The sequence below is a fragment of the Paenibacillus sp. FSL R7-0198 genome, from assembly GCF_038000415.1.
GTDB lineage: Bacteria > Bacillota > Bacilli > Paenibacillales > Paenibacillaceae > Paenibacillus.
This window is the reverse complement of record NZ_JBBOCB010000002.1, coordinates 14,776-39,052: the sequence shown is the minus strand read 5'-3', so window position 1 is coordinate 39,052 and position 24,277 is coordinate 14,776. Positions and strand designations below refer to the sequence as shown.

The 24,277-nt window shown below is 43.5% G+C and carries 24 protein-coding genes; 20 read left to right on the top strand and 4 right to left on the bottom strand.

Features of this window, described 5'->3' with window-relative positions:
• Position 1: 1 nt before the first annotated feature.
• The 5 genes from MKY87_RS29730 (at position 2) to nspC (ending at position 5,902) form a co-directional block, all read left to right on the top strand.
• On the top strand, positions 2-895 hold the full coding sequence (locus MKY87_RS29730; protein WP_340967641.1) for a TetR/AcrR family transcriptional regulator: 894 nt from the start codon (positions 2-4) through the stop codon (positions 893-895).
• A gap of 216 nt (positions 896-1,111) precedes the next feature.
• Positions 1,112-2,371 carry a cytochrome P450 family protein gene (locus MKY87_RS29725; RefSeq protein WP_340967640.1) on the top strand — a complete coding sequence of 420 codons (1,260 nt, stop codon included), beginning with the start codon at positions 1,112-1,114 and terminating at the stop codon, positions 2,369-2,371.
• A gap of 163 nt (positions 2,372-2,534) precedes the next feature.
• On the top strand, positions 2,535-2,993 hold the full coding sequence (locus tag MKY87_RS29720; RefSeq protein WP_340967638.1) for a nucleoside deaminase: 459 nt from the start codon (positions 2,535-2,537) through the stop codon (positions 2,991-2,993).
• Positions 2,994-3,534: 541 nt separating this feature from the next.
• Positions 3,535-4,773, top strand: a complete 1,239-nt coding sequence (locus MKY87_RS29715) for a saccharopine dehydrogenase family protein (RefSeq protein WP_017688530.1) — start codon at positions 3,535-3,537, stop codon at positions 4,771-4,773.
• A 1-nt stretch (position 4,774) separates the two neighbouring features.
• Positions 4,775-5,902 carry a carboxynorspermidine decarboxylase gene (nspC, locus tag MKY87_RS29710; protein ID WP_036670896.1) on the top strand — a complete coding sequence of 376 codons (1,128 nt, stop codon included), beginning with the start codon at positions 4,775-4,777 and terminating at the stop codon, positions 5,900-5,902.
• A gap of 200 nt (positions 5,903-6,102) precedes the next feature.
• Here the strand turns inward: nspC and MKY87_RS29705 are convergent, their stop codons facing one another.
• The gene (locus tag MKY87_RS29705) at positions 6,103-6,876 is read right to left on the bottom strand and encodes an SDR family NAD(P)-dependent oxidoreductase (protein ID WP_340967636.1); all 774 of its coding nucleotides are present in this window, start codon (positions 6,874-6,876) and stop codon (positions 6,103-6,105) included.
• A gap of 111 nt (positions 6,877-6,987) precedes the next feature.
• Here MKY87_RS29705 and MKY87_RS29700 point away from each other — a divergent pair, with 111 nt between their 5' ends.
• Together MKY87_RS29700 and MKY87_RS29695 are read left to right on the top strand one after the other, a co-directional pair.
• A complete protein-coding gene (locus tag MKY87_RS29700) occupies positions 6,988-7,344 on the top strand; it encodes a MerR family transcriptional regulator (RefSeq protein ID WP_338594670.1) in 357 nt (118 codons plus the stop codon).
• A gap of 90 nt (positions 7,345-7,434) precedes the next feature.
• The gene (locus MKY87_RS29695) at positions 7,435-8,307 is read left to right on the top strand and encodes a YitT family protein (RefSeq protein ID WP_036670902.1); all 873 of its coding nucleotides are present in this window, start codon (positions 7,435-7,437) and stop codon (positions 8,305-8,307) included.
• Positions 8,308-8,381: 74 nt separating this feature from the next.
• On the opposite strand, the gene MKY87_RS29690 is transcribed toward MKY87_RS29695, so the two are convergent.
• Positions 8,382-9,053, bottom strand: a complete 672-nt coding sequence (locus MKY87_RS29690; RefSeq protein WP_340967634.1) for a cyclase family protein — start codon at positions 9,051-9,053, stop codon at positions 8,382-8,384.
• A gap of 166 nt (positions 9,054-9,219) precedes the next feature.
• On the opposite strand from MKY87_RS29690, the gene MKY87_RS29685 reads away from it, so the two are divergent.
• From MKY87_RS29685 to MKY87_RS29675, 3 genes are all read left to right on the top strand, one after another.
• Positions 9,220-9,414: a hypothetical protein gene (locus tag MKY87_RS29685; RefSeq protein ID WP_017688524.1), complete on the top strand. Its 195-nt coding sequence runs from the start codon at positions 9,220-9,222 to the stop codon at positions 9,412-9,414.
• 216 nt (positions 9,415-9,630) lie between these two features.
• Positions 9,631-10,764 carry a serine hydrolase domain-containing protein gene (locus MKY87_RS29680; protein ID WP_340967633.1) on the top strand — a complete coding sequence of 378 codons (1,134 nt, stop codon included), beginning with the start codon at positions 9,631-9,633 and terminating at the stop codon, positions 10,762-10,764.
• A 300-nt stretch (positions 10,765-11,064) separates the two neighbouring features.
• The gene (locus MKY87_RS29675; RefSeq protein WP_340967632.1) at positions 11,065-12,207 is read left to right on the top strand and encodes a DUF4309 domain-containing protein; all 1,143 of its coding nucleotides are present in this window, start codon (positions 11,065-11,067) and stop codon (positions 12,205-12,207) included.
• A 98-nt stretch (positions 12,208-12,305) separates the two neighbouring features.
• Here the strand turns inward: MKY87_RS29675 and MKY87_RS29670 are convergent, their stop codons facing one another.
• Together MKY87_RS29670 and MKY87_RS29665 are read right to left on the bottom strand one after the other, a co-directional pair.
• A complete protein-coding gene (locus tag MKY87_RS29670) occupies positions 12,306-13,274 on the bottom strand; it encodes a DMT family transporter (RefSeq protein WP_340967631.1) in 969 nt (322 codons plus the stop codon).
• A gap of 157 nt (positions 13,275-13,431) precedes the next feature.
• The gene (locus MKY87_RS29665; RefSeq protein WP_445669471.1) at positions 13,432-13,911 is read right to left on the bottom strand and encodes a TetR/AcrR family transcriptional regulator; all 480 of its coding nucleotides are present in this window, start codon (positions 13,909-13,911) and stop codon (positions 13,432-13,434) included.
• A 281-nt stretch (positions 13,912-14,192) separates the two neighbouring features.
• Here MKY87_RS29665 and MKY87_RS29660 point away from each other — a divergent pair, with 281 nt between their 5' ends.
• The 10 genes from MKY87_RS29660 (at position 14,193) to glyA (ending at position 24,155) form a co-directional block, all read left to right on the top strand.
• Positions 14,193-14,600 carry a cupin domain-containing protein gene (locus MKY87_RS29660; protein ID WP_340967629.1) on the top strand — a complete coding sequence of 136 codons (408 nt, stop codon included), beginning with the start codon at positions 14,193-14,195 and terminating at the stop codon, positions 14,598-14,600.
• A 312-nt stretch (positions 14,601-14,912) separates the two neighbouring features.
• Complete coding sequence (locus tag MKY87_RS29655) at positions 14,913-15,902, top strand: LacI family DNA-binding transcriptional regulator (RefSeq protein ID WP_340967627.1); 990 nt, start codon at positions 14,913-14,915, stop codon at positions 15,900-15,902.
• A complete protein-coding gene (rbsK, locus tag MKY87_RS29650; RefSeq protein ID WP_340967625.1) occupies positions 15,895-16,773 on the top strand; it encodes a ribokinase in 879 nt (292 codons plus the stop codon). Before MKY87_RS29655 ends, rbsK begins: the two co-directional genes overlap by 8 nt.
• Positions 16,773-17,174, top strand: coding sequence for a D-ribose pyranase (gene rbsD / locus MKY87_RS29645; RefSeq protein WP_340967623.1), 402 nt, complete (start codon positions 16,773-16,775; stop codon positions 17,172-17,174). The genes rbsK and rbsD overlap by 1 nt, the downstream gene beginning before the upstream one ends.
• A gap of 14 nt (positions 17,175-17,188) precedes the next feature.
• Positions 17,189-18,670 (top strand): sugar ABC transporter ATP-binding protein, encoded by a 1,482-nt coding sequence (locus MKY87_RS29640; RefSeq protein ID WP_340967622.1) that lies wholly within the window; start codon positions 17,189-17,191, stop codon positions 18,668-18,670.
• Between the two features lie 10 nt (positions 18,671-18,680).
• Complete coding sequence (locus MKY87_RS29635; RefSeq protein ID WP_371129067.1) at positions 18,681-19,643, top strand: ABC transporter permease subunit; 963 nt, start codon at positions 18,681-18,683, stop codon at positions 19,641-19,643.
• Positions 19,644-19,656: 13 nt separating this feature from the next.
• Positions 19,657-20,589 (top strand): ribose ABC transporter substrate-binding protein RbsB, encoded by a 933-nt coding sequence (rbsB, locus tag MKY87_RS29630; protein ID WP_338594694.1) that lies wholly within the window; start codon positions 19,657-19,659, stop codon positions 20,587-20,589.
• Between the two features lie 327 nt (positions 20,590-20,916).
• Positions 20,917-21,660 carry a YggS family pyridoxal phosphate-dependent enzyme gene (locus MKY87_RS29625; protein WP_340967619.1) on the top strand — a complete coding sequence of 248 codons (744 nt, stop codon included), beginning with the start codon at positions 20,917-20,919 and terminating at the stop codon, positions 21,658-21,660.
• Positions 21,661-21,679: 19 nt separating this feature from the next.
• On the top strand, positions 21,680-22,885 hold the full coding sequence (locus MKY87_RS29620; RefSeq protein WP_340967616.1) for a benzoate/H(+) symporter BenE family transporter: 1,206 nt from the start codon (positions 21,680-21,682) through the stop codon (positions 22,883-22,885).
• 25 nt (positions 22,886-22,910) lie between these two features.
• On the top strand, positions 22,911-24,155 hold the full coding sequence (gene glyA, locus MKY87_RS29615) for a serine hydroxymethyltransferase (RefSeq protein ID WP_036615966.1): 1,245 nt from the start codon (positions 22,911-22,913) through the stop codon (positions 24,153-24,155).
• Positions 24,156-24,277: the final 122 nt, after the last annotated feature.

The following is a 24,277-nucleotide window of genomic DNA, read 5'->3' as shown; positions in this document are numbered from 1 at the left end:
CATGAGTAGTCGTAAACAAAGTTTATTGGAAACAGCACTTGCGCTATTTTTAGAGCATAGCTATGCAAATACAACAATCCAGATGATCCTGGATCAATCAGGTGTATCCAAAGGCACATTCTACAAATTCTTCAGCTCAAAAGAAGACTGTTTATATTCGATTATTGATCAGCGTATGCAAGAGGATGTTTTCATTCGCAAAGAGCTTGAACAAAATCACTATACATCGGATTATGACCTGCTCGTAGATCAGATTGCGATTCCTATGTCTGTACCTAATAAAGAGCGAGTATGGGAATTATATTGGACGGGATTTTATTCCGGGGAGATCAACTCAGCCAAGCTGGCTACAGTTCACCTGAAATGGCTGTCCACACGCTTGATTCAGGTGTACGGGAACGACATTAGCTTATATGCCAACGAAGGGGCAATTTTGTGTTACGGCATATTACATCAGATTGCCAACACATCAAGAAGTCTAAATACGCAAAAACCGGTATGGAGCGAAGTAGTTCCAAAAGTACTAACGTACATTGAAGTGATTCTAAGAACCATGCACCAGAGAAATGAACATATTTTCGACTTTCAGTCTCTCTATTTCCTGAATGCCGATGAGCGTAACCATGATATGGGACTGGGTATTGATACTCTGTTGGAGGAATTGGAAGAGTTCAACAACCGTGTTCAAAAATCCAAGGAATCTGCATCATTAAAGCAACTTTCGAAGGGGCTTTTAGCGTTATTACAGGATCAAGAGGATTTAAATATTCCTGTAATCGAAGTGGTACTTCAAGCGTTTCACAAAGAGTACAAATCCAGTGCGTTTCAATCGGAAGCCAATAGAGTGACCGAAGCCTGTTGGTGGTACTTGGAACTGGTGAAGCAACGGAATTAATATGGGGGTTGGCTCAAAGCCAACCTCTTTTTTTGATTTTATATGCCCCTAGTTTTTATTAATATACTATTAGTATATTAATAAAATGTTGTTATAACAGTTGTTTTATGTTGTTTAAACTATGATATTTGAAATTAAATATACGAGTAGTATATAATCGGAATGAACATATATTTCCATAGATTCGAATAACTTCACTTCGAAAGGAAGATTTATATGAATAACTCGAATAACCAGACATCAGAAAAAGTAGAATTTAATTTGTTTAGCGAAGAAAATAGTAAAGATCCATTTGCCATGTTTGCACAGATGCGTTTCAAAGGCTCCGTTGTTCCTATTCCTAATCCGATGGGTGGAGCAGGGCAAACCTGGATTGTAACTCGGATGGACGTTGCCATGGAAGTGCTGAAAGATCACTCTCGATTTACGGTAGATATGAACTCTATTGATAGTGGCAATGATATTCGAAAGAATCTCTCAGGCGAGCTTGGTTCGTCGGAACCCCAGACTTTTTTTACCGGAAAGTCGATGCTCTTTGTTGATGAACCGGATCACCGTAGACTGCGTAGCCTGGTTTCCAAAGCGTTCACGCCAAGATATATGGAAAGCCTGCGTCCACGCGTCCAGGAAATTGCGGATGAGTTGATTGACCAATTCGAAGGAAAAGGAGAGATGGATCTTGTAAAAGACTATGCCTATCCTTTCCCAATCAACGTTATTTCCGAGATGTTGGGTATACCTCAGGAAGACCGACCTCAGATCCATGTATGGTCTGAAGCCATTGCCAAAGGTCTTGGTTTTGGTAAACAGGACCCTGCAGTAGCGCAGCACTTGCGATCATTTGCAGAGTACACCTCACAGCTTGTGGCGAATAAACGAGTAGAACCTTCAGATGACCTCATCAGTCAATTGATTGCGATTGAGGAGGAGGGTGATCGACTGAATGAAGATGAATTAATATCCATGATCACGTTATTGATATTTGCTGGACATGAGACGACTTCCAATCTGATTGCAACCGGCTCTTATCTTCTTCTGACCCATCCCGAACAACTGGAACAACTGAAACAAGATCTGAATCTGGTTCCTTCTGCGGTGGAGGAGTTGTTACGATATAACGGACCCGCCACTTCTTCAGGTCCTCGTTATGCAACACAGGACACGGAGTTGGATGGACAATTGATTCAAAAGGGAGATGTTGTGATTCCCCTTCTGAAATCAGCGAATCGGGACGAGCAGCAGTTCACTGACCCCGAAGATTTGGATATCGAACGCAAAATAAAACGGCATTTGGCCTTTGGACACGGCATCCATATGTGTCTCGGTGCTCCACTTGCTCGTGTAGAAGGGGACGTGGCGTTTACCACGCTTTTACGTCGGCTACCGGATATTCAACTCAGTATTCCTCAGGAAGAGATTCAGTGGCATTCTGCTTTGTCATCACAGGGATTGGCAGCATTGCCTGTGAAATTTTAATAGATAAACGTAGTACGACCCATTGGAGTATGACGAATTTTCGTCATACTCTTTATTGGTATAGATGATAGAATGGAATGAACAAGAAGCATTTCATGTGGTGAACATGCTTAATGTAAAAGATAAAGTGGGATACATAATTTTTGTGGTGGAGGTTAACCTTATGAATAAAGATGAACAATTCATGCATAAAGCCATTGAAATTGCTCTGCAAGCTCGCAAAGAAGGAAACGAACCATTCGGAGCCATTCTGGTGAAAAACGGAGAGGTCGTCATGATTGGGGAAAATAAAATCAACACTTTTTGTGACCCTACGCATCATGCAGAAATTGGGCTTATCCGAAAGTATTGTACCGAACACCACGTGTTTGACCTGAGCGAATACACTCTGTATACGAGTTGTGAACCGTGTGTGATGTGTTCCGGTGCGATGGTTTGGTCGAATCTGGGGAGGCTGGTGTATAGTGTATCCCATGATCAATTAGCGGAAATTGCTGGTGGCAACATCATGATCGCGTGTGAAGAAGTATTCGACAAAAGTCCTCAAAAGCCTGAAGTAACAAGGGAATTACTTAACAAAGAAGGGTTAAAAGTATTCGAAGGATATCAATTTCAATCCTAGTCGTTATCCGGACAAAAAATTATTTTTTGATAATTGCTTGATTTTTTTTTCAACGTCTGATAGTGTAAGACCTGTGATTTTGGGAAGTTAATTTATCAATATGAATTAGAGCTTTCCAGCAGATAATTTTGACCACTTCACCAGGAAGTTAAGGCCATACGGACAGCCGGGTCAAACGCCGATTGGCAACTTACGTTGCTTTATTGATTGAGTTCAAAGCTCAAATTTTATAAGTTGGTTACTTTACAACCAGTGCAATTGCACATCAACTTGTGAAACGGTCAATAAGAGTGGTAAAGGCGAATTATTTGCTATATAGACTCTGATCCAATATTGATATACATGAAGGAGCTTTCCGCCAAAGGAGTTCTTGTGAACTTTTTTGGTCATGGAGACTTCACGTCTTTTTTATGATGTATATCGATAAGCAAGTGTGATGATGCGCGATTGCGAGCATTTTTCACCTTGCTTTTTTTGTTGTCTTGTTGTCATCGTATTAAACCAATTAAAAAAAATACATATTGGGATAGGAGAATGTAAAATGGGAAAAGCACTAATCATCGGCGCCGGCGGCGTTGCTTCCGTGGCAGTACACAAATGCGTTCAAAACAGCGAAGTTTTTGAGGAAATCTGCATCGCGAGTCGTACTAAATCCAAATGTGATGAACTCAAAGCCAAGCTGGACGGCGGAAAAACAAAAATTACAACAGCACAAGTAGATGCTGACAATGTTGACGAACTGATCGCTCTGATCAACGAAGTTAAACCTGATATCGTTATGAACCTTGCTTTGCCGTATCAAGATCTGACAATCATGGATGCTTGTCTTGCAACTAAAACAAATTACATGGACACAGCGAACTATGAGCCACATGATACAGCGAAGTTTGAATACAGCTGGCAATGGGATTACAAAGAGCGTTTTGAACAAGCAGGCATCACTGCATTGCTCGGTAGTGGATTTGACCCAGGTGTGACTGGTGTATTCTCCGCTTATGCCCTGAAGCACTACTTTGACGAAATTGAGTACATCGACATTCTGGACTGCAATGGCGGCGACCATGGCTATCCGTTCGCAACCAACTTCAACCCTGAGATCAACATTCGCGAAGTATCTGCGAACGGAAGATACTGGGAGAATGGTGAATGGATCGAAACAAAACCGATGGAAATCAAACGTGTCTACGACTTCAAAGAAGTTGGAGAGAAAGACATGTACCTGTTGTACCATGAGGAATTGGAATCTTTGGCAAAAAACATGCCAGGTCTGAAACGTATCCGTTTCTTCATGACATTTGGTCAAAGCTACCTGACTCACTTGAAAGCTCTTGAAAATGTAGGCATGACTTCAATCGAGCCTATTGAATATGAAGGTAAACAAATTATTCCACTGCAATTCCTGAAAGCAGTACTGCCGGATCCAGCATCCCTTGGACCACGTACTGTGGGTAAAACAAACATCGGTTGTATTTTCAAAGGCAAAAAAGATGGTCAAGACAAAACATATTATGTATACAATATCTGTGATCACCAAGAGTGCTACAAAGAAGTGGGTTCCCAAGCAATCTCGTACACAACAGGCGTTCCAGCTATGATCGGTGCAGCAATGGTCATGACAGGCAAGTGGAACAAACCAGGCGTATATAATGTAGAAGAGTTCAACCCAGATCCATTCATGGAAGAGTTGAACAAATGGGGCCTCCCATGGGTAGAAGACTTCAACCCGGTACTCGTTGATGAGCTGCCAGAAGAAGTTAAAGAATCGGAGCTTGTTCGTTAAAATGCGGTTCGAGCAATTACCGACACCATGTTTTGTTGTTGACGAGGCGCTTATTGAGAAAAACCTGCAAATCCTGAACGGTGTTATGCAGCGTACAGGTGCCAAAATCGTGCTCGCTCAAAAAGCATTTTCCATGACTGCGATGTATCCGCTGATTGGAGAATACCTGAGCGGTGCAACGGCGAGCGGTTTGTATGAAGCGCGTCTGGGCCATGAGGAAATGGGCAAAGAGAATCATGTCTTTGCTCCGGCATACCGCGCAGAAGAGATCGACGAGATTATCTCAATCTGCGATCACATTATTTTCAATTCTTTTTCACAGCTTGCAAAATTCAAGGATAAGGCGCTTCAGGCTGGCCGTAAGGTCGGCTTGCGCGTCAACCCTGAATGCTCTACCCAAGAAGGACATGAGATCTACGATCCGTGTTCTCCGGGTTCGCGTTTTGGCGCAAAACTGGAGGATTTCGATGCAGACCTGTTGGAAGGCGTCTCCGGACTGCACTTCCACACACTGTGTCAGCAAAACTCCGACGATCTGGAGACTACGCTAAATGCAGTTGTCGAGAAGTTCGGACAATGGTTGCCGCAGATGGAATGGATCAACTTCGGTGGTGGGCACCATATCACACGTGAAGATTATGATATTCCAAGACTGGAAGCATGCATCAAGCGTATGCAGAACGACTATGGTCTGGAAGTATATCTGGAGCCGGGAGAAGCTGTTGCGCTGAATGCGGGTTATCTGGTGACTTCTGTGCTGGACTTCCATAAGAACGGTATGGACATTGCCATTCTGGATACTTCAGCTACATGCCATATGCCTGATGTGCTGGAAATGCCATATCGCCCGCCGCTGATCGGTTCGGGAGAAGTGGGTGAGAAGGCTCATCTGTATCGCTTAGGTGGACAAACCTGTCTGTCTGGTGACGTGATTGGGGATTATTCATTCGATCAGCCTTTGCAAGAAGGCGACCGTCTGGTATTCGAAGACATGGCGATTTACTCCATGGTGAAAACCAACACGTTCAACGGCATGCCGCTTCCAGCGATTGCAGTCAAAAGAAAAGACGGCGATTGCGAAGTTGTCCGTGAATTCGGATATCAGGATTTCAAAATGAGGCTGGCATAATTACTTCATTATATAGTAAACATTCAATTAAGAATTGAATATAAAGCATTGAATATAAATACAAAGAAGGGAACCTGGAGACAGGTTCCCTTTTTAACGTTAACTGATGTTTAACAATTACATTTAATGATGTTTATCATTGAGGTTAGATGAATGTTTACTGGTATTGAGCCGACTTAGCTTCGACTTCAGTTTTCGGGTTAATGTTGTGGTTTCGAGGCTGCTCTCGCAGCGTATGGAAAGATGGGTTCTCTTAGTTCAAAGTCATATGTTAACCCATCCACAATGCCCACTACACTCTCACTGTCATACAACCCCAGCAAAAATCCAGCCATTTGTTCCGCCGTATGGAACTTGGGAACCCTGCCTTCATATTCAAACTCATCTACATTAAAGGAATGTTTCGCAAATTCCGTCTCGGTTGCAGCCGGAGCGAGCACCTTGGCCTGCATCGCTGCGTTCTTACCTTTTAACTCTTGCGCAAGTCCTTCCGTAAAGGCACTAACATAGAACTTGGTTGCGCAGTAGGTTACTGCATCGGCTACAATCGTATATCCACCACCAGAGGAGATATTAATGATCTGTGTGCCATCAACATTTGCATAATCACGTACATACAGGGAAGAAAGAATCGTAAGAGCTTCTATATTAAGATGAAGCATCTGCTCAATCTTTGGCAGGTGTTGTTCGCCAACGGAAGCGAAATTCCCGAATCCGGCGTTGTTGATCCAAGTCTCAATGGAATAAGCCTGAAGACTTTCATAGAATTCATGCACATTAGCGGCAATAGACAGATCCACTATACGAATGACAACATCCAGATCTGGATTGATTTCAGCTACTTTTGCTTTTAATTTGTCCAATTCATCGGTTCTGCGTGCAGCCAGGATCATATTTTTGCCACGAGCTGCAAAAGCTAAAGCCGCTTCATATCCAATGCCTGAACTGGCACCGGTAATCACTGTATATTTCATGGGAATTCCTCCTGGATCTGATTTCATTTTTTATTGTGATGTGACCACGAGTTGATTATACTGATTAGAGCTTACTCTAAGTCAAGCGGGAAAATGGAGGGGAGGTTAACCATGCATACCATAGGTGAAGTGGCAGAATTACTCCATATCAGTGCACATACGTTGCGTTATTATGAGAAGGAACAGATTATAACTCCTTTCCGAGATGCCAGTGGAGACAGGCGATACAACGAGTCACACCTGAAGTGGCTACAATTTGTGATCAAATTAAAAGAGACTCAAATGCCCATTGCTATTATTAAAAAATATGCCTCCTTGTTTCAGGAAGGTGAGCATACGGCGGCGGATCGTTTAAAGCTGCTGGAGGAGCATAAAGAGTCGATTCAAAAACAGATGCACATACTTAACACAGCTGATGAGATGCTTGAGCATAAAATTTCGTCGTATCGAACGCTCATCGGACAATGAACTAACACACACAAATGACGATCTATTGCCAAAACAGTGATTTTTATTATAGACTGTTTTTTATCGGTTGTTCATCAAGGGGGAAATGCAATGCATCAAAACAGAAAACAAAAGTCAAACAAGTTAAAGATTCTCTCCAAAGTATTATTGATTATCATTGGGGGATTTATAACGGCATATGGCCTCGAAGCCATATTGATCCCGAATAATGTCTCAGATGGTGGTGTCACAGGTCTGAGTATCGTAGGATCACAGCTGTTCGGATTACCACTGGGGATGCTCATCGGGATTATTAACATTCCATTTGTGTGGCTCGGGTACAAGCAAATCGGAAAAAGCTTTGCGTTATATTCGATCATCGGTATTGCTTCACTGGCAATCAGCACGAGTCTGATGCACCATGTACCAACTATCATTGAAGGTGATACCTTGCTTGTTACGGTTGTCGGCGGGATTATTATCGGTTTTGGTATGGGACTTGCATTACGTAATGGTGGCGCATTGGATGGCATAGATATGCTGGCTGTACTCCTTTCGCGAAAAGTACCTTTTGGAACCAGTGATCTCATTCTGTTCCTCAACATGTTTGTATTTATTGTCGTTTCTACCGTGTTCGGTCTGCAAGGTGCGATCTTGTCAGGACTTGCGTATTTTATTGCTTCTAAAGTAATACATATTGTTGAAGAGGGCTTGAGCGGCTCCAAAACGTTTAAAATTATTACGAATCAACCTGAGATTATGGTTGAAACCATTCGGGACCGCTTAGGCCGTGGAGCAACGTATACTGAGGCTTACGGTGGCTACTCTAATGAGCAATTCAAGGAAATTACTTGTGTCATTAACCGGATGGAAGAGAGTAAAATTAAAGATATCATTCACGAAATTGACCCAACTGCTTTTGTAGTCGTATACGATGTAGCTGAAGTAAGAGGCGGAAATTTCAAAAAGAAAGATATTCACTAACATACAAAAACGCGCTGACAGGAGGAATACTCTTGCCAGCGCGTTTTTGTTTTACCATATGTATATAAAAAAAATCAAGCTTCCGTAAAAACTGTACTGAAGCTACTGTCAACACCTTCAATATACAATGGAACAGCATATACCTTTTCAATTCCAGATAAATCATGGTTTAAATTCATATCCTCTATAAGTAGAATGAACTTGCCATCAACCCGACCTTTCCCGAGCATAATCTTATGAAAAGTGATAGCTTCATCCACATGAATCACAGAGCCAGAAGAGATCATATCCATTCCAACTGCTCTCAATGAATCAAAAACCATCAGGTAACTTGCAGCATCTGCTGCAAACCCTGGGTTATGATCACTATAACGAACAGGGTCAGATGATCGAAAATTTCCAAAACCTGTGCGTATGAGCAGTAGATCAGAGCCAGCGATCTGGTGTTCATACGGCTCCAAGTCAGCTTTTGTAATAAGTTCATCATCTCCTTTGGGAATATCGAGGATTGTTGGATGAGTAAAGATAAAGTAGTCTATTGGAATCTCGCTTATTTTTAGACCTTGCGGATTGAAATGCCAAGGCCCGTCAATATGAGTTCCATTATGGTCGAGAGATGTGATGATAAATTGGTTATACAGATCTCCTTGATCTATGCTGGACTGCTGCTGAATCTCAACAGGAGGGTTATCTTTATAAACGGGAGTATTTACACTAAGAGGATAGGACAAGAGGATCCGCTTCATCTGTTGTTCTCTCCTTTATGTCACACAGTTTCTATATAATGTTTGGTGAATGTATGGACTCATATTATGAAAGGAATCGGTATTTCATGCATAAGTACAGCTCTCTTATGGAAAACTTCTATAGTGCGAATACAATGCATGATTTCATGTATGGGAGGTTAGCATAGTGACAAAACAAGACCCGCAAGAGCTTTTGAAGCAAAAACACGAGCTGGATGAACAAAAAAGACAGTTCACTAATTTTTCGCGGAATATTTCTGGTCATGGTGAGGTTGAAGCTGGTCAAGAGTTCAGTGTTGACCGGGTACCAGATGATCAAAACCGTATGAAATCGGTTGAGAACAGACGCGGCGAAGTCTAAAACGGTACAACATAAGCCGATCCTTTCATGGATCGGTTTATTCGTGTGGAGCAGTGTGATGCACAAAGGATATGTATTGTAATTGCACATAGGAGAGTATATAGGTGGTGGTCAATCGTTGTAAAAGGTCGTATATTATTAATATGTCGATTGTGGGATTGAATATGGACCACATCGCAATATGATAAACGATTTTACATAGAAGGACGGGAAAAAATGGATTTTAAACCGCTTGCTTCATTTATTGACCGCATTACATCCTGGCGTATACCGTGGGCAGAGGTGCTGGTTATGCATCGAAATGATACCGTTTTCCATTATCGTAATGGATACGCCAATCTGGAAGACAAAACACCTATCGGTGATGGAGCGATCTTCAATCTATACTCCATGACCAAAATCATGACCTGCGTGGCAGGATTGCAACTGGTAGAGAGAGGTGAAATGCTGTTAAGTGATCCACTGTCCGATTATCTGCCAGAGTATGCTGATATGACCGTGAAGAAAACGATGGCGAACGGAGAGATTCGGCTGGAAAAGGCGACAAGAACCATTACAGTGCGAGATTTGTTCACCATGACAGCCGGGTTCTCCTATGACGTTGGTTGTCCAAGCATTCAAGAAGCTGTAAAAAGCACCAACGGAACATTGCCTACACGTGACTTCGCGAGAGCGCTTGCAAAAGAACCGTTGTTGTTTGAACCAGGGACACATTGGAATTACAGCATGTGCCATGATGTGCTGGGAGCCTTGGTGGAAGTGGTAAGTGGCAAAAGCTTTGGTACGTATCTCCGGGATGAAATCACCGGACCACTTGGTATGAACGATACAGCGTTTAATCTGAACGATGAGCAGCAGACACGCCTGATTCCGCAATATGCTTATAATGATGAGCTTGAGAAGGCTGTCCGTCTGGACGGCAACGGATTCCGGGTAGGGACAGAGTTGGAAAGCGGCGGTGCAGGATTGTTGTCAACCGTTAGTGACTATGCACTTTTCTTAAATGCACTTACTGGGCGTGGTACGAGTCCCGAAGGCGTCCGCATTTTGTCACAAGCTTCAGTGGAACTGATGCGAACGGATCACCTGAACGAGATGACTCGGGGTGATTATTCCTGGGATCATATGTATGGATACGGCTATGGATTGGGTGTTCGCACACATATCTCCAAAGCAGGAAGCGGCTCACTGAGTCCAATTGGCGAATTTGGATGGAGCGGCGCTGCTGGTTGTATGGCTATTATTGATCCGGATTCAGAGCTTACAGTTATGTATGCCCAGCATTTGCTGAATAGCCAGGAGCCATACGTTCAACGACGCTTACGAAATGTCGTGTACTCCTGCCTGTAAATCATATCGTATTCGAAGTTACTTGAAGAGCCGCTGATCAGCGGCTTTTTTATGTTATATGGAAGGAAAACTATTGATTCAGATTGTTATATATTTCTTTATTAGATAGGGTATGTTATCATTCTTAGGAAAATAGTACTAGTAGGAGGATATGCCTATTGAACATGAACCTATATTAATTACATAGTTTGATTAAGATTACACGCTAGCAATTACTTGTTTGAATGTTGAGGTTGTGCACGGTTTAAAATTAGAAAAACGCTACTAGATTTTATTTTTTTTCTCAAAGGAGAGTCAACAATGATATACCCTAAGCACCAATCAAAATGGGCTTCTCTGGCCCTACTAACTTTAATCGGCTATGTTCTAAGCGCATTGCTTCTGCTTCCACCCAATGCTGCTGCCAAAGGAGAGCAAATCTCCGCCAAACAGCTCGAAAGTATGAGCCGGCTTTCATTTACGCTTCGTGATGCCAAACAAACGGCTTACACCGTTTATATTTTCGCTTATGATGAACAGAAGAGCACGCTGACCGAAGAAAATGGTTGGACAAACAATAAAAAAGGCGACAAGAGTTATTCAGGCACGTATCGCGCAGCCTTGCTGAAAAAAGGTGCAGCATACGGAACAGTCCAAGCAGCAAAACTGGATCTGAATACGATTATTTTGCCGCAAACCTGGAACTTCGTTGTGAAAAGCAAAGAGGCTAGTACACCAGACATGCTGATGATTACCGATTGGGGAACTTCTAATTTTAATGAGGTGAAAACCTATATTGTTCGTTCCGGGGAATTGCGCCGTGTAACATATGTCGATAATAAGGGTAAAAAAATCGACGATTCCTACTCTGCAAGCAGAGATGATGGAATCCGTACTCTTTCAGGTGCCCGAGTACAGTTCAAAAATTACAACAACCTTCAATTCGTCTATGGAGTTAATACGTTTAAGTTGAATGTAAACAAATCGGAGTTGCGGTTGGAAGATACGCGTAACCTCCGTTCAAAAGCTTGGCCGAACTCGGGTGTTGGCGATCGCGCTTACCTGAAAAGCTTGAAAGAAGCTGCTTTAAAGGGTGCATTACCAGGCCGGACGGACATCAAGATTGGCATGACGCTTCAAAATGCGCAAAAAAAGCTGGGGAAACCAACCTCTCGTTCAAATGAGGAATGGGGAGCGGTCTATTATTATTCTAAATTCGGCGTCGGATTTGATTCATACATGCACGAGCTAACCAATAAATCACGCATTGCCGTTTTTGATTTGTACAATGAAAAGCAGAATCTGTCACCATGGAATGTGAAAATATGGATGGGGAAACCTTCCTCAGAGTATTACAATGAAGTCGTTGGTGGTTATGAGATGGTATACCAATTGGGTAATCACGCCATTGTATTCAATTATGAGGAAGAAGAGGACTTGATTGACTTTACGAGTATATATTAAGCTATACCCATTGTAAGAAACAAAAGTGTATCATATTCTTATTACAAAAAAAGCCGCTAAATAGCGGCTTTTTTGATTTCCATGAGATGGACTGTAGTCTATTTTATTGGGGTATCATTAGAGCTTTGCACAGAACGAACACGATTGACTAAATAAATGCCGACCGACACGAACAGTAATGCAGCCAGATTTTTCAGTTCCAAGATCGTTTCCCCCAGGAATAACGCCGATAACAATGCGCCAAACACAGGGATTAGGAAGTTGTAGACAGACACTCTTCCGACCTTGTTATACTTGAGAAGCATATTCCACAAACAAAATGCGACGGATGACAGCAAGGCCAGGTAGATCAAGTTACTGGTGGATTCCAAGGTGAAATGAGTAACCCGACCGCCGAGTGATAGACCTAACAGCGTAAGTACCAGTCCCCCAACAAACAGGCTGACCCCTGTTATGATCAGAACATCAATCGTAGCGGTGAGACGTTTTGCGTAAAGGGCCGTAACGGAAAAAACAAGTGCTGCTATAATAACAAACCCTTCGCCTGTGAATGAAAAGGAAAAAGCAAGCAGATCCGTATGGAAGTTTACGATGATTACACCAACGAATCCGAGCAAGCAGCCAACGATTTTATTTCTGCTTAATTTGTCGTTTTTATAGATGAAATGGGCCAGAACAACACTGAAAAAGGTTGTCGTTGCGTTCATAATGGAGCCTTTGACACCCGTCGTATTGGCTACGCCAACGTAGAAAAACATATATTGCAAACCGGTTTGCAATATACCTAACATGATAAGGCTTGTCCACTGCTTCCTGGACAATTGGAGCTTCTCTTTTCTAACGATACGAGACAGGAGCAAGAGCAGCAAGCCCGCTAGTGTAAATCGGTATCCGGCAAATACATACTTGGAAGCAATATCTTCCGGCAGAATGTTAAATGCGATATAACCAAGTTTGATGGACGGGTACGCACTTCCCCACAACAAGCAACACAGGCTTGCCACGAGCATGACAAAAATGGGATCACTAAACTTACTTGGTTTCTCAAGGGTATTTCTCTCTATCACTTTCGATCTTCTCCTCGCATTTCATGCACATATGTATGTACGAATCTAATATCTTCACTGACCATATCACATAACGCCAATGTTTGTAATGATAATTAATAAACCGCTCCCCAGGTGGTAAGATTATAAAGAAGGAACGGTTCATGAGGAGTCTATGTCATAGATTCCTTTCTAATAAAATCCCAACTTGTTCTGCGACAATGTGAGGTTGCCGAGGTAATCCATTCGTGAAATAGGATTCCACGATACCAACGATTGCTGTACCAAAGAACGTAAGAATAACTTCTTTCGTTAGTCCTTTATTTTTGCCCTCCGTTACATTCACCTCATCTTCCAGTTCTTCAATGACGAGAGCCAGGAAGCGATTGCGGAAAAAAGGGGCTCCTTTACTCAGTAACATAGCCGAGAAGAATGAATAATGAACTTCAAAATAATCGAACCAAAGTACATTGCTTTTTATAAAATCCAGATCGGATGCTTCTTTGCACAATCTTCTTAGTTCATCAATATGTTCTTCAATTAATTTATCCAGCAAGTCAAATTTGTCCGAATAGTGATGATATATCGTTCTGCGGCCGACATTTGCATGATCAGAGATATCTTGCATCGTAATGTTATCAAAAGGTTTCTCGTTCATGAGTTTGATAAAAGCGGATTTGATCGCTTCCTGAGACTTTAGTATTCTTCGATCTGTAATAGAAACGATAGTAATCACCATTCTTTCCAGAGAGTAATTGCACAAATGTTGTCTCCTTGCGCCATAAGGCACAGATCGGGTTCATTTGATCCTTGCAGAGGCAGTGCAATTATTTTATATTATACACGAATGTGCGATATCGCACGTATGTGTGTAATCATTTTTAAGTCAACATAGGAGCAGGACGCATTAATCAATAAGATCACATTGGAGGAAATGAAATGGCTAAACATGAAGAAGTTAAAGATGGAGTGATATTCCCGGTAGGAGAAAAAAACGAAGCATTTGCACAATATTTTGTAGGGCATAGTTATCTCCAATCCTTGGTTGCTGATCCCAAAGTGAATGTGGGTGTTGGGAATGTAACGTTTGAACCGGGATGCAGAAATAACTGGCATATCCATCGCGGTGGATTTCAGCTGTTGCTAGTGACTGGTGGGGAAGGTTGGTATCAGGAAGAAGGAAAACCTGCTCAATTCCTAAAAGCCGGCGATGTTATTGTGACTCATGATGGTGTGAAACATTGGCATGGGGCCGCTAAAGATAGTTGGTTTGAACACATTGCGATCACTGCAGGCACACCGGAATGGTTGGAACCTGTTACAGATGAAGTTTACGGGAAGTTATAAAATAAACGCTATGAATTGATTTATTAGGAAAATTTACTCCTAATTTGTTAAATTAAAGGCTATTTAAGTTCAGCGAGATTACTGATTCTTATGTTGATCTGGGTGCCATCACTCTGAGTTTTAATCGAGTGATGGCCTCTTTACGTCTATGAAGTATCGATCTCCCTGACAGGTGAAAACCATGATATAGAAGGATTCCAGTGCACATTTATGTATACTTGGAGAAATTTCCAGAATGAAAATGCTTGTCAAATCAAAAATAATATGATAATTTAATGTCTGTAACCGGTTACACATAGAGGAGAGCAACTTATGAAAACAATTAAAGACGTAGCTCAACTGGCTGGCGTATCTGTTGCCACCGTATCCAGAGTCATTAATGATAGAGGTTATGTTCATGCGGACACACGCAAGAAAGTGGAAGATGCTGTGAAGGCGCTTAACTTTTCGCCAAATGAAGTGGCCCGCTCATTATATAAGCGCAAGTCCAAACTGATAGGCCTGTTGTTGCCGGATATTGCCAACCCTTACTTCCCGCAGTTGGCCCGCGGTGTAGAGGACAGGATGCAGGAACAGGATTACAGACTGATATTTGGAAATAGTGATGAGGATGAACGGAAGGAGCAGGATTACATCCAGACGTTTATCCAGAACAACGTGGTTGGTGTGATCTCTTCAACGAACTATCCTCATTCTTCAATATATGAAAAACTGAAGATTCCCGTTGTGTTTCTGGACAGAACATCACTGGATCGTCCATCCGTGTATGCGGATGGCAGGGAAGGTGGAAGACTAGCTGCAAGGGAGATTATCAAACGTGGCAGTCGCCGGATCACGGTTATGCAGGGACCGTCACAGATCAGACCCGCTCAGGATCGTTTTGAAGGGGCGATTGAAATCATCCGTGATGCTGGGTTAGACTACCGGGTAATCCAGACGACCTCATTTTCAATTAACGAGGCAGGTGTATGGGCTGAAGAATTATTCAGGAAGTATGCGGACACAGACGGGGTCATTGCCAGCAATGACATCGCAGCCATGGCAGTACTGCATGAGGCATCACGAATCGGAAAAAAAGTTCCTGATGACGTACAAGTTATTGGTTTCGATGATATTCCGATGAGCAGCCTGTTATCGCCGGCATTGTCCACCATCCATCAGCCAGCATACGAGATGGGAAGAGAAGCCGCGGGATTACTTATCCAGCTTGTCGAACAAGCTGCAATAGAGAACAAAAACATACAGTTGCCCGTAAGTTTCATCGAACGGGGCACTACGAGAAAGGTGAGATCAGATGGCTAAAATATGTGTAATTGGAAGCAGTTCGATGGATCTGGTTGTTACTTCGTCAAGACGGCCGGGAGCGGGGGAAACCGTTCTTGGCGATAGCTTCAAAACGGTTCCTGGTGGCAAAGGAGCCAATCAGGCTGTTGCCGCTGCAAGACTGGGTGCCGAGGTTGCGATGATCGGCCGGGTAGGCGACGATGCTTTTGGCAAAGATATTTTAGAGAACTTTAGAGCAAATGCTGTAAATACGCAAAATGTGAAACCGGTTACACATTTAGAAAGTGGAACGGCTCATATCATTCTGGCAGAAGGTGATAATAGTATCGTAGTGGTTGAAGCGGCGAATCGGGAAGTCACTCCTGCATATGTCGATGAAGCAGCTGAAGTGATCCGTGATGCAGATATCGTACTGATCCAGCAGGAAATTCCGGAGGAAACGGTTGTTCATGTAAGTACATTATGTGCAGAATTCGGAACACCGCTACTGCTTAATCCCGCACCGGCGAGAACATTACCGCAAGAAGTGATCGACAATGCCGCATATATCACGCCGAACGAGCATGAAGCCGAGATTTTGTTTCAGGGTATGAGTCCGGCACAGGCACTACGTCAGTATCCTAACAAGTTGTTCATCACGGAGGGCAGTAAAGGTGTACGTTACTTTGATGGCACTGAGGAAATTCTAGTCCCAACTTATAAAGTTGAGGCTATCGATACTACTGGGGCAGGGGATACGTTCAACGCCGCATTTGCAGTTGCTTTGGCTGAAGGAAAAGCGTTGCAAGAGAGTATACGCTTCGCCAATCGGGCTGCATCGTTGTCCGTCACCAAGTTCGGAGCGCAGGGCGGCATGCCAACGCGTGATGAAGTAGAGGAGAGTTTGTAATGAAAAGAAATGGCATGTTGAATAGTCATATTTCCAAGATTTTGTCTGATCTGGGCCATACGGACATGATTGCAATTGCGGATGCAGGTCTGCCGGTACCGGATGGGGTACTCAAAATCGATCTGGCCCTCAAACTGGGAACACCAAGTTTTCACGAAGTGGTGGAAGAGATCGCTGAAGATATGGTCATTGAGAAAGTCATTGTGGCTGAAGAGATTCGCGAAGGTAATCCCGTAGCCATGCAATTCATCACAGAGAAATTCGGGGTAGAAGCAATCGATGCTTCCGTCAGCCACGAACAATTCAAAGTATTAACCCGGCAGGTGAAGGCGATCATCCGCACAGGTGAAGCGACACCCTATGCCAATTGCATTTTACAATCGGGAGTCCATTTCGGTTAAAAGGAGGTTGCGTAATGCACATTCAGATGCAAGATATTCATAAAGCCTTTGGAACGAATCAGGTGCTGAGCGGAGTGGATTTTGAACTAAAAGACGGTGAGGTCCATGCCCTGATGGGGGAGAATGGAGCCGGCAAATCCACACTGATGAATATTCTGATTGGTCTCCATCAGAGAGACCAAGGGACCATCATGATCGACGGAGAAGAAAACTATTTTGGAAGTCCAAAGGAAGCCGAGAAACTGGGTATCACATTCATACATCAGGAGCTGAACGTATGGCCTGAAATGACGGTGCTGGATAATCTCTTCATCGGTAAGGAACTGACATCATCGTTCGGATTGCTCAATACAAGACAAATGAAAGCGCTTGCCAAAGAACAGTTCGCCAAGCTTTCCGTAGACATACCACTGGAACGTCCTGCGGGAGAGTGCTCTGTCGGGCAGCAACAGATGATCGAGATTGCCAAAGCGTTAATGACAGATGCTAAGGTCATCATTATGGACGAGCCAACAGCAGCACTTACGGAGCGCGAGATTCAGAAATTGTTTGGTGTAATCAGCTCGCTGAAGAAGGAAGGCGTGTCCATCGTGTATATTTCTCACCGAATGGAGGAGATATTCACGATCTGTGACCGGATTACCATCATGCGTGACGGAAGAACGGTAGACACGCAAGATATTCCGCAGACAAGCTTTGATGAAGTGGTGCGGAAAATGGTAGGTCGTGAACTTACCGAGCGTTATCCTGTCCGGAATCCTTCATATGGTGAAGTTGTCCTCGAAGTAAGGAATGCAAGCAGCAAAGGTCTATTCGAGAATATTAACTTCACCGTGAGAGCGGGGGAAATACTCGGTTTCTCAGGACTCATGGGTTCTGGACGAACAGAGATCATGAGAACCATCTTTGGTTTGGATACGTTGGATAGCGGTGAAATCTTCATCCGCGGCAAAAAAGCAAACATTCGTAAACCGGCAGATGCAGTGAAACATGGAATCGGATTTATTACAGAAGACCGCAAGGATGAAGGGCTGGTATTAGACTTTTCTATTCGCGAAAATATGGCGTTGACGAATCTGTTCAGTTTCTCAAACAAAGGTTTCATCTCAGCTTCGAAAGAACAAGACTTTGTAGATACATTGATCAAACGTCTACAGATCAAAACGCAATCCTCCGAGACGGCGGCAAGGAATCTATCCGGGGGTAACCAGCAGAAGGTGGTTATCGCGAAATGGGTTGGTATCGGTCCAAGCGTACTTATCCTGGATGAACCCACACGCGGAGTGGATGTCGGAGCGAAGCGCGAAATCTATGAATTGATGAATGAACTGACAGACCGCGGTGTTGCAATCATCATGGTATCGTCGGAGCTACCTGAAGTGCTTGGCATGAGCGACCGAATCGCGGTTGTGCATGAAGGACACATCAGTGGCGAGGTTGCAAGGGAAGTAGCCACACAAGAAAACATTATGACATTGGCCACAGGGGGACAGTGATATGACAACAATGCAGGAAAACAAAACGGCTAAAAGCGGCTTCCGTTTCTCAAGTGTGATACAAAAATTAGGACCGCTGCTCGGCTTAATCATTCTTATTCTCATCGTATCGGTGTTGAATCCAAGTTTCTTGGAACCGCTTAATATCTTGAATTTATTGCGTCAAGTCTCGATTAATGCGCTGATTGCTTTCGGTATGACATTTGTTATCCTGACGGGTGGAATTGATCTGTCGGTCGGCTCAATCTTGGCTTTATCCAGTGCTTTTGTAGCAAACATGATGTTGTCCGGCCTGGACCCGATCTTGTCCATCATTATCGGTGTAGCACTCGGTGGTGTCATGGGTATGGTGAACGGACTGATGATTACCAAAGGCAGAATGGCTCCGTTTATCGCTACATTGGCAACGATGACGATATTTAGAGGACTGACGTTGGTGTACACGAATGGTAATCCAATTACAGGACTCGGGGATAATCTGTTGTTCCAACTGTTCGGCCGTGGTTACCTGCTGGGCATTCCGGTGCCTGCAATCACGATGCTGATTACCTTCATGATTCTATGGATTGTTTTGCATAAAACAGCTTTTGGCCGCAAAACGTACGCCATCGGCGGTAATGAGAAAGCTTCTATTATCTCAGGTATCAAAGTTAATCGCGTGAAGATTATGATCTACTCCCTGACAGGTATGCTCGCTGCTTTGGCAGGTGCAATTTTGACATCACGCTTGAATTCAGCGCAACCAACAGCAGGTACATCCTATGAGCTGGATGCAATCGCAGCGGTTGTACTGGGTGGTACAAGTCTTGCTGGAGGACGTGGACGCATCGTCGGTACACTGATCGGTGTTTTGATTATCGGCGTGTTGAATAATGGATTGAACTTGCTTGAAGTAAACTCATTTTACCAAATGGTTGTGAAAGGTATCGTCATTGCCATTGCCGTCCTGCTGGACCGCAAGAAAACAGCATAAGGAGAGAATATATATGAAAAAGTGGACTTTAACACTCGTAAGTATGCTGATGATCATCGTTCTGGCCGGGTGCTCTCTGGAGCCACCGGAATGGGCCAAACCTGACCCTTCCAAAAGTAACGGACAAAAGAAAATAGGTTTGTCGATATCTACACTGAACAATCCATTCTTTGTATCACTGAAGGATGGAGTCATGGCTGAAGCCAAAAAACAGGGAGTACAGGTCATCGTGGTTGATGCACAGAACGATTCGGCCAAACAAACCAATGATGTGGATGATCTCATTCAGCAAGGCGTTAGTGCACTTCTGATTAACCCTGCGGACTCTGCAGCGATCTCCACAGCAGTTCAATCCGCTAATAGTGTGGGCATTCCTGTAATCACGCTGGATCGCTCCGCAGATAAAGGCGAAGTGGCGGCACTAGTGGCATCTGATAACGTTAAAGGCGGACGCATGGCAGCTGAATATTTTGTGGAACAACTGGGTGAGGGCGCAAAAGTCATTGAACTTGAGGGTGTACCTGGCGCTTCCGCAACAAGAGAACGGGGTAAAGGTTTCCATGAAGTGGCTGACAAGCAACTTGATGTGGTTTCCAAACAATCTGCTGATTTCGATCGGTCCAAAGGATTAAATGTCATGGAGAATCTGCTTCAGGGTAATCCTGACGTGCAGGCGGTATTTGCCCATAATGATGAGATGGCACTTGGTGCGATTGAAGCGATTCAAAGCTCAGGTAAAGACATTCCGGTCATCGGATTCGATGGTAATGATGATGCAATCAAATCCATTAAGGATGGGAAATTGACGGCAACAGTCGCTCAGCAGCCTGTGCTGATTGGCCAACTGGCGCTGCAAGCAGCTCTGGATGTGCTCAGTGGCAAGCAGGTGGAGTCATCCATTCCCGCTGAATTGAAGCTGGTAACCAAGGAAAATGTGAATGAGTAAATCATCATAAAACATGTATCTTCGTTTTGGACATGAACATAGGACTAAACCAAGCCGCTAAATTAGCGGCTTTTTTTCATTTCAGAAGAAGCGTGCGGGCATCACATCAATCAGATTATTGACTTTTAAAAGCATATTAAAGGTGCCCCAATTGAATTAATGTCCACTTTGTCGTTTTGGACTGCTCAAAAGGAGCGTTTTTGGATATGTATATCCAATCCATGCGTTGCTATACTAGCATGACGTTCCACACATTCTTCACAATACATAAGGAGGAGCTAATCTCATTGATTTATTCCTGTTTGGAATAGAAAGAAGGTGGCTGACATGAAACACCTAGTAGAAGAAAATCTTCAAGCTGTAAGACAGCAAATGGCATTGGCCTGCCAGGCTTCAGGTCGCAACATAGAGGACATCCAATTGTTGCTCGCGACCAAAACGGTACCGCTAGAGAAATTACAAATAGCTATCCAAGCAGGTGAGCTCCTGTTTGGAGAAAACAAAGCTCAGGAACTCCGAGACAAATTCCCACTCATGGAACAAAGCAAGCAGGTGGAATGGCATTTTATCGGGCATCTGCAAACAAATAAAGTAAAGGACGTTGTTAAATATGTTACGCTCATCCATTCCGTAGATCGTCTGAAACTGGGTCAAGCGTTACATAACCAGCTTCTCAAAGAGAATAAGACCTTAGACATTCTTGTGCAAATTAATACGTCCTACGAAGAAAGTAAATTTGGTGCCTCTCCAGAAACAGCCGTCGAGCTTGTAGAACAGTTGTCTCAATTCGAGACATTAAATGTGAAAGGTTTAATGACCATTGGAAAACTGAATGCGACAAACGAAGAAACACGACATTGTTTTCGATTGTTAAACCAGATCCGTACACAGATTAAAGAGAAAAATATTCCACGCGTAGAAATGGATATTTTATCGATGGGTATGTCTGGTGACTTCCAAGTCGCCATTGAAGAAGGAGCTACAATGATACGTGTAGGAACAAGTGTATTTGGACCACGGTATTTACCAGACGAATATTACTGGAATGAAAACACACGCATCGATGATTAAGTGAGAGGTAGTGTTAAATATGAAGACAGCATCCCCTTCGTTACGTGGCCGTGATTTGATATCGCCGGTAATCGCCGCTTTGATATCCGTAATTGTTAATTACGGGGGTACGTTTATCCTTGTTTTTCAAGCTGCAAAAGTGGCTGGTTTAAGCCCGGAAATGACCGCTTCCTGGATATGGTCCATCTCGATTGGGGTAGGCGTAACGGGGATTTGGCTCAGTTATCGATATAAGGAGCCGATTATTACAGCCTGGTCTACACCGGGTGTGGCGTTTCTCGTTTCAGCATTAGCGGTAACCCCTTATCCAGAAGCTATTGGCGCTTACATGATTTCAGCAGTTGGATTTATTATTTTGGGTTGGTCAGGCATGTTTGAACGTTTCGTTCGACTTATTCCCCCAGGCATCGCTTCAGGATTGTTAGCAGGTATTTTGCTACAGTTTGGAATATCGGCCTTTGGAGGGGCGAAGGTAGATCCTTTGCTTGTGATTGTACTGTTTACAGGCTATATCGTGCTAAGAAGGTTTACTTCCCGTTATGCCATTGTTGGCATATTGGCAATTGGTTTGATTTATCTGATATGCATGGGAAAAACAGACTTCAGTACGATCCAATTGGCTGTAGCATCGCCTGTATTTGTTGTTCCAGCATTTTCGTTAAATGCTTTACTTGGCGTTGCGCTACCGCTGTTCATTATTACCTTGACAGGGCAGTATATGCCCGGAATGCTTGTTCTGCGTAATGATGGATTCAAGACAAGTGCCAATCCTATTTTGGCCGCAACAGGTTTGGGTTCGCTTCTTGCAGCCCCATTCGGATCACATGCTTTTAATGTGGCAGCTATTACAGCAGCGATTTGTACAGGAAAGGATGCACATGAGGATTCAACCAAACGTTATATTGCAGGTATTGCTTGTGGTGTTTTTTATATTTTTGTCGGCATTTTTGGCGTAACATTGGCTGCTCTGTTTTTGATTCTTCCTGCTACCTTTATTGCAACATTAGCGGGATTAGCCTTACTTGGAACGATCGGTGGCAGTCTTGCCAATGCATTAACGGACCCTAAGGGACGTGAAACTGCATTGATTACGTTTTTGGCGACAGCAGCGAATGTGACTTTGCTTGGTGTGGGTGGTGCATTTTGGGGACTGTTTGCAGGAATGATGGCACATCTACTGATGAATAGTAAATTTCCCAAAAAACAGTTTGGAACGAATAAATAACCGTAATATTGAGAGGAAGATGTTCATGAAACATTTGGAGAAGCAAGATAAAGTAATAGGAATGGCTGTCCAGCAAGAGCTTGGAAGGCAGCAGGATAAGATAGAACTGATTGCATCAGAGAATTTTGTAAGTCAAGCTGTGATGGAAGCAACAGGTTCGGTATTGACCAATAAATATGCGGAGGGGTATCCGGGCAGAAGATATTATGGCGGGTGTGAGCATGTCGATACAGTCGAAGAGATAGCAAATAGCCGCCTTAAAGCACTTTTTGGCGCTGAACATGCAAATGTGCAGCCTCACTCCGGTTCTCAGGCCAACATGGCAGTATATTTTGCCTCGGTTGAGATTGGGGACACAATACTTGGCATGAATCTATCCCAGGGTGGTCATCTAACACACGGGAGTACTGTTAATTTTTCAGGTAGGTTTTACAATTTTGTTTCATATGGTGTCGATGCACAGACGGGCCGCATTGACTTTGACGAAGTACGTAAACTTGCTTATAAGTATCGTCCACGCATGATTGTTGCAGGTGGAAGTGCATACCCGCGGACCATTGAGTTTGAATTATTTGCCCAGATTGCCGCCGAAGTGGGAGCTCTTTTCTTTGTAGATATGGCGCATATAGCAGGAATTGTTGCGGCAGGTTTGCATCCTAACCCGGTACCACATGCCCATTTTGTTTCAACCACCACACACAAGACCTTACGAGGACCACGAGGGGGAGCCATTTTGTGCCGGGACTCCTGGGCAAAGGTGATCGACAAAGCTGTATTCCCGGGAACCCAGGGTGGGCCATTCATGCACGTTATCGCGGGGAAAGCGGTGGCATTAGGTGAGGCATTGCAATCCGATTTCACAACATATATTGAAGGTGTTCTGAGTAACGCCAACGTATTGGCAGAAACTTTAATGAATGAAGGACTCACCCTTGTATCGGGAGGAACAGATAATCATATCGTGTTGGTTGACTTACGAACGATGGGCCTTACAGGCAAAGAAGCCGAAGCTTTACTGGATGAAGTAGGGATTACGGCTAATAAAAATGCAATCCCTCACGATACGGCAAGTCCTTTAGTTACGAGCGGTATTCGTTTTGGAACTCCGGCTATGACTTCAAGAGGACTTGGGGCAAGGGAAATGAAAGAAATTGCTCAGCTGATAGGGCTTGCTTTTAAAAATCCAAAGAACTCGGATGTAAAAAATCAAATATTAGGCAGTGTCCGCGAAATCACTTCGCAATTCCCTTTATATGAAGGGCTTAAATAGCTCAACAGCAGACACAGATAGAGCCTGCAATTGTTACCACTGGATAACAATTGCAGGCTCTTATTTTGCTTGCTTAGATTAAAACTTACTTTTCTGAACAGTAGAGATGTACCATAAGTGAG

Coding starts and splice junctions, on each gene's coding strand:
- MKY87_RS29730 (WP_340967641.1), top strand. CDS start 2: ATGAGTAGTCGTAAACAAAGTTTATTGGAAACAGCACTTGCGCTATTT.
- MKY87_RS29725 (WP_340967640.1), top strand. CDS start 1,112: ATGAATAACTCGAATAACCAGACATCAGAAAAAGTAGAATTTAATTTG.
- MKY87_RS29720 (WP_340967638.1), top strand. CDS start 2,535: ATGAATAAAGATGAACAATTCATGCATAAAGCCATTGAAATTGCTCTG.
- MKY87_RS29715 (WP_017688530.1), top strand. CDS start 3,535: ATGGGAAAAGCACTAATCATCGGCGCCGGCGGCGTTGCTTCCGTGGCA.
- nspC (WP_036670896.1), top strand. CDS start 4,775: ATGCGGTTCGAGCAATTACCGACACCATGTTTTGTTGTTGACGAGGCG.
- MKY87_RS29705 (WP_340967636.1), bottom strand. CDS start 6,876: ATGAAATATACAGTGATTACCGGTGCCAGTTCAGGCATTGGATATGAA.
- MKY87_RS29700 (WP_338594670.1), top strand. CDS start 6,988: ATGCATACCATAGGTGAAGTGGCAGAATTACTCCATATCAGTGCACAT.
- MKY87_RS29695 (WP_036670902.1), top strand. CDS start 7,435: ATGCATCAAAACAGAAAACAAAAGTCAAACAAGTTAAAGATTCTCTCC.
- MKY87_RS29690 (WP_340967634.1), bottom strand. CDS start 9,053: ATGAAGCGGATCCTCTTGTCCTATCCTCTTAGTGTAAATACTCCCGTT.
- MKY87_RS29680 (WP_340967633.1), top strand. CDS start 9,631: ATGGATTTTAAACCGCTTGCTTCATTTATTGACCGCATTACATCCTGG.
- MKY87_RS29675 (WP_340967632.1), top strand. CDS start 11,065: ATGATATACCCTAAGCACCAATCAAAATGGGCTTCTCTGGCCCTACTA.
- MKY87_RS29665 (WP_445669471.1), bottom strand. CDS start 13,911: ATGAACGAGAAACCTTTTGATAACATTACGATGCAAGATATCTCTGAT.
- MKY87_RS29660 (WP_340967629.1), top strand. CDS start 14,193: ATGGCTAAACATGAAGAAGTTAAAGATGGAGTGATATTCCCGGTAGGA.
- MKY87_RS29655 (WP_340967627.1), top strand. CDS start 14,913: ATGAAAACAATTAAAGACGTAGCTCAACTGGCTGGCGTATCTGTTGCC.
- rbsK (WP_340967625.1), top strand. CDS start 15,895: ATGGCTAAAATATGTGTAATTGGAAGCAGTTCGATGGATCTGGTTGTT.
- rbsD (WP_340967623.1), top strand. CDS start 16,773: ATGAAAAGAAATGGCATGTTGAATAGTCATATTTCCAAGATTTTGTCT.
- MKY87_RS29640 (WP_340967622.1), top strand. CDS start 17,189: ATGCACATTCAGATGCAAGATATTCATAAAGCCTTTGGAACGAATCAG.
- MKY87_RS29635 (WP_371129067.1), top strand. CDS start 18,681: ATGCAGGAAAACAAAACGGCTAAAAGCGGCTTCCGTTTCTCAAGTGTG.
- rbsB (WP_338594694.1), top strand. CDS start 19,657: ATGAAAAAGTGGACTTTAACACTCGTAAGTATGCTGATGATCATCGTT.
- MKY87_RS29625 (WP_340967619.1), top strand. CDS start 20,917: ATGAAACACCTAGTAGAAGAAAATCTTCAAGCTGTAAGACAGCAAATG.
- MKY87_RS29620 (WP_340967616.1), top strand. CDS start 21,680: ATGAAGACAGCATCCCCTTCGTTACGTGGCCGTGATTTGATATCGCCG.
- glyA (WP_036615966.1), top strand. CDS start 22,911: ATGAAACATTTGGAGAAGCAAGATAAAGTAATAGGAATGGCTGTCCAG.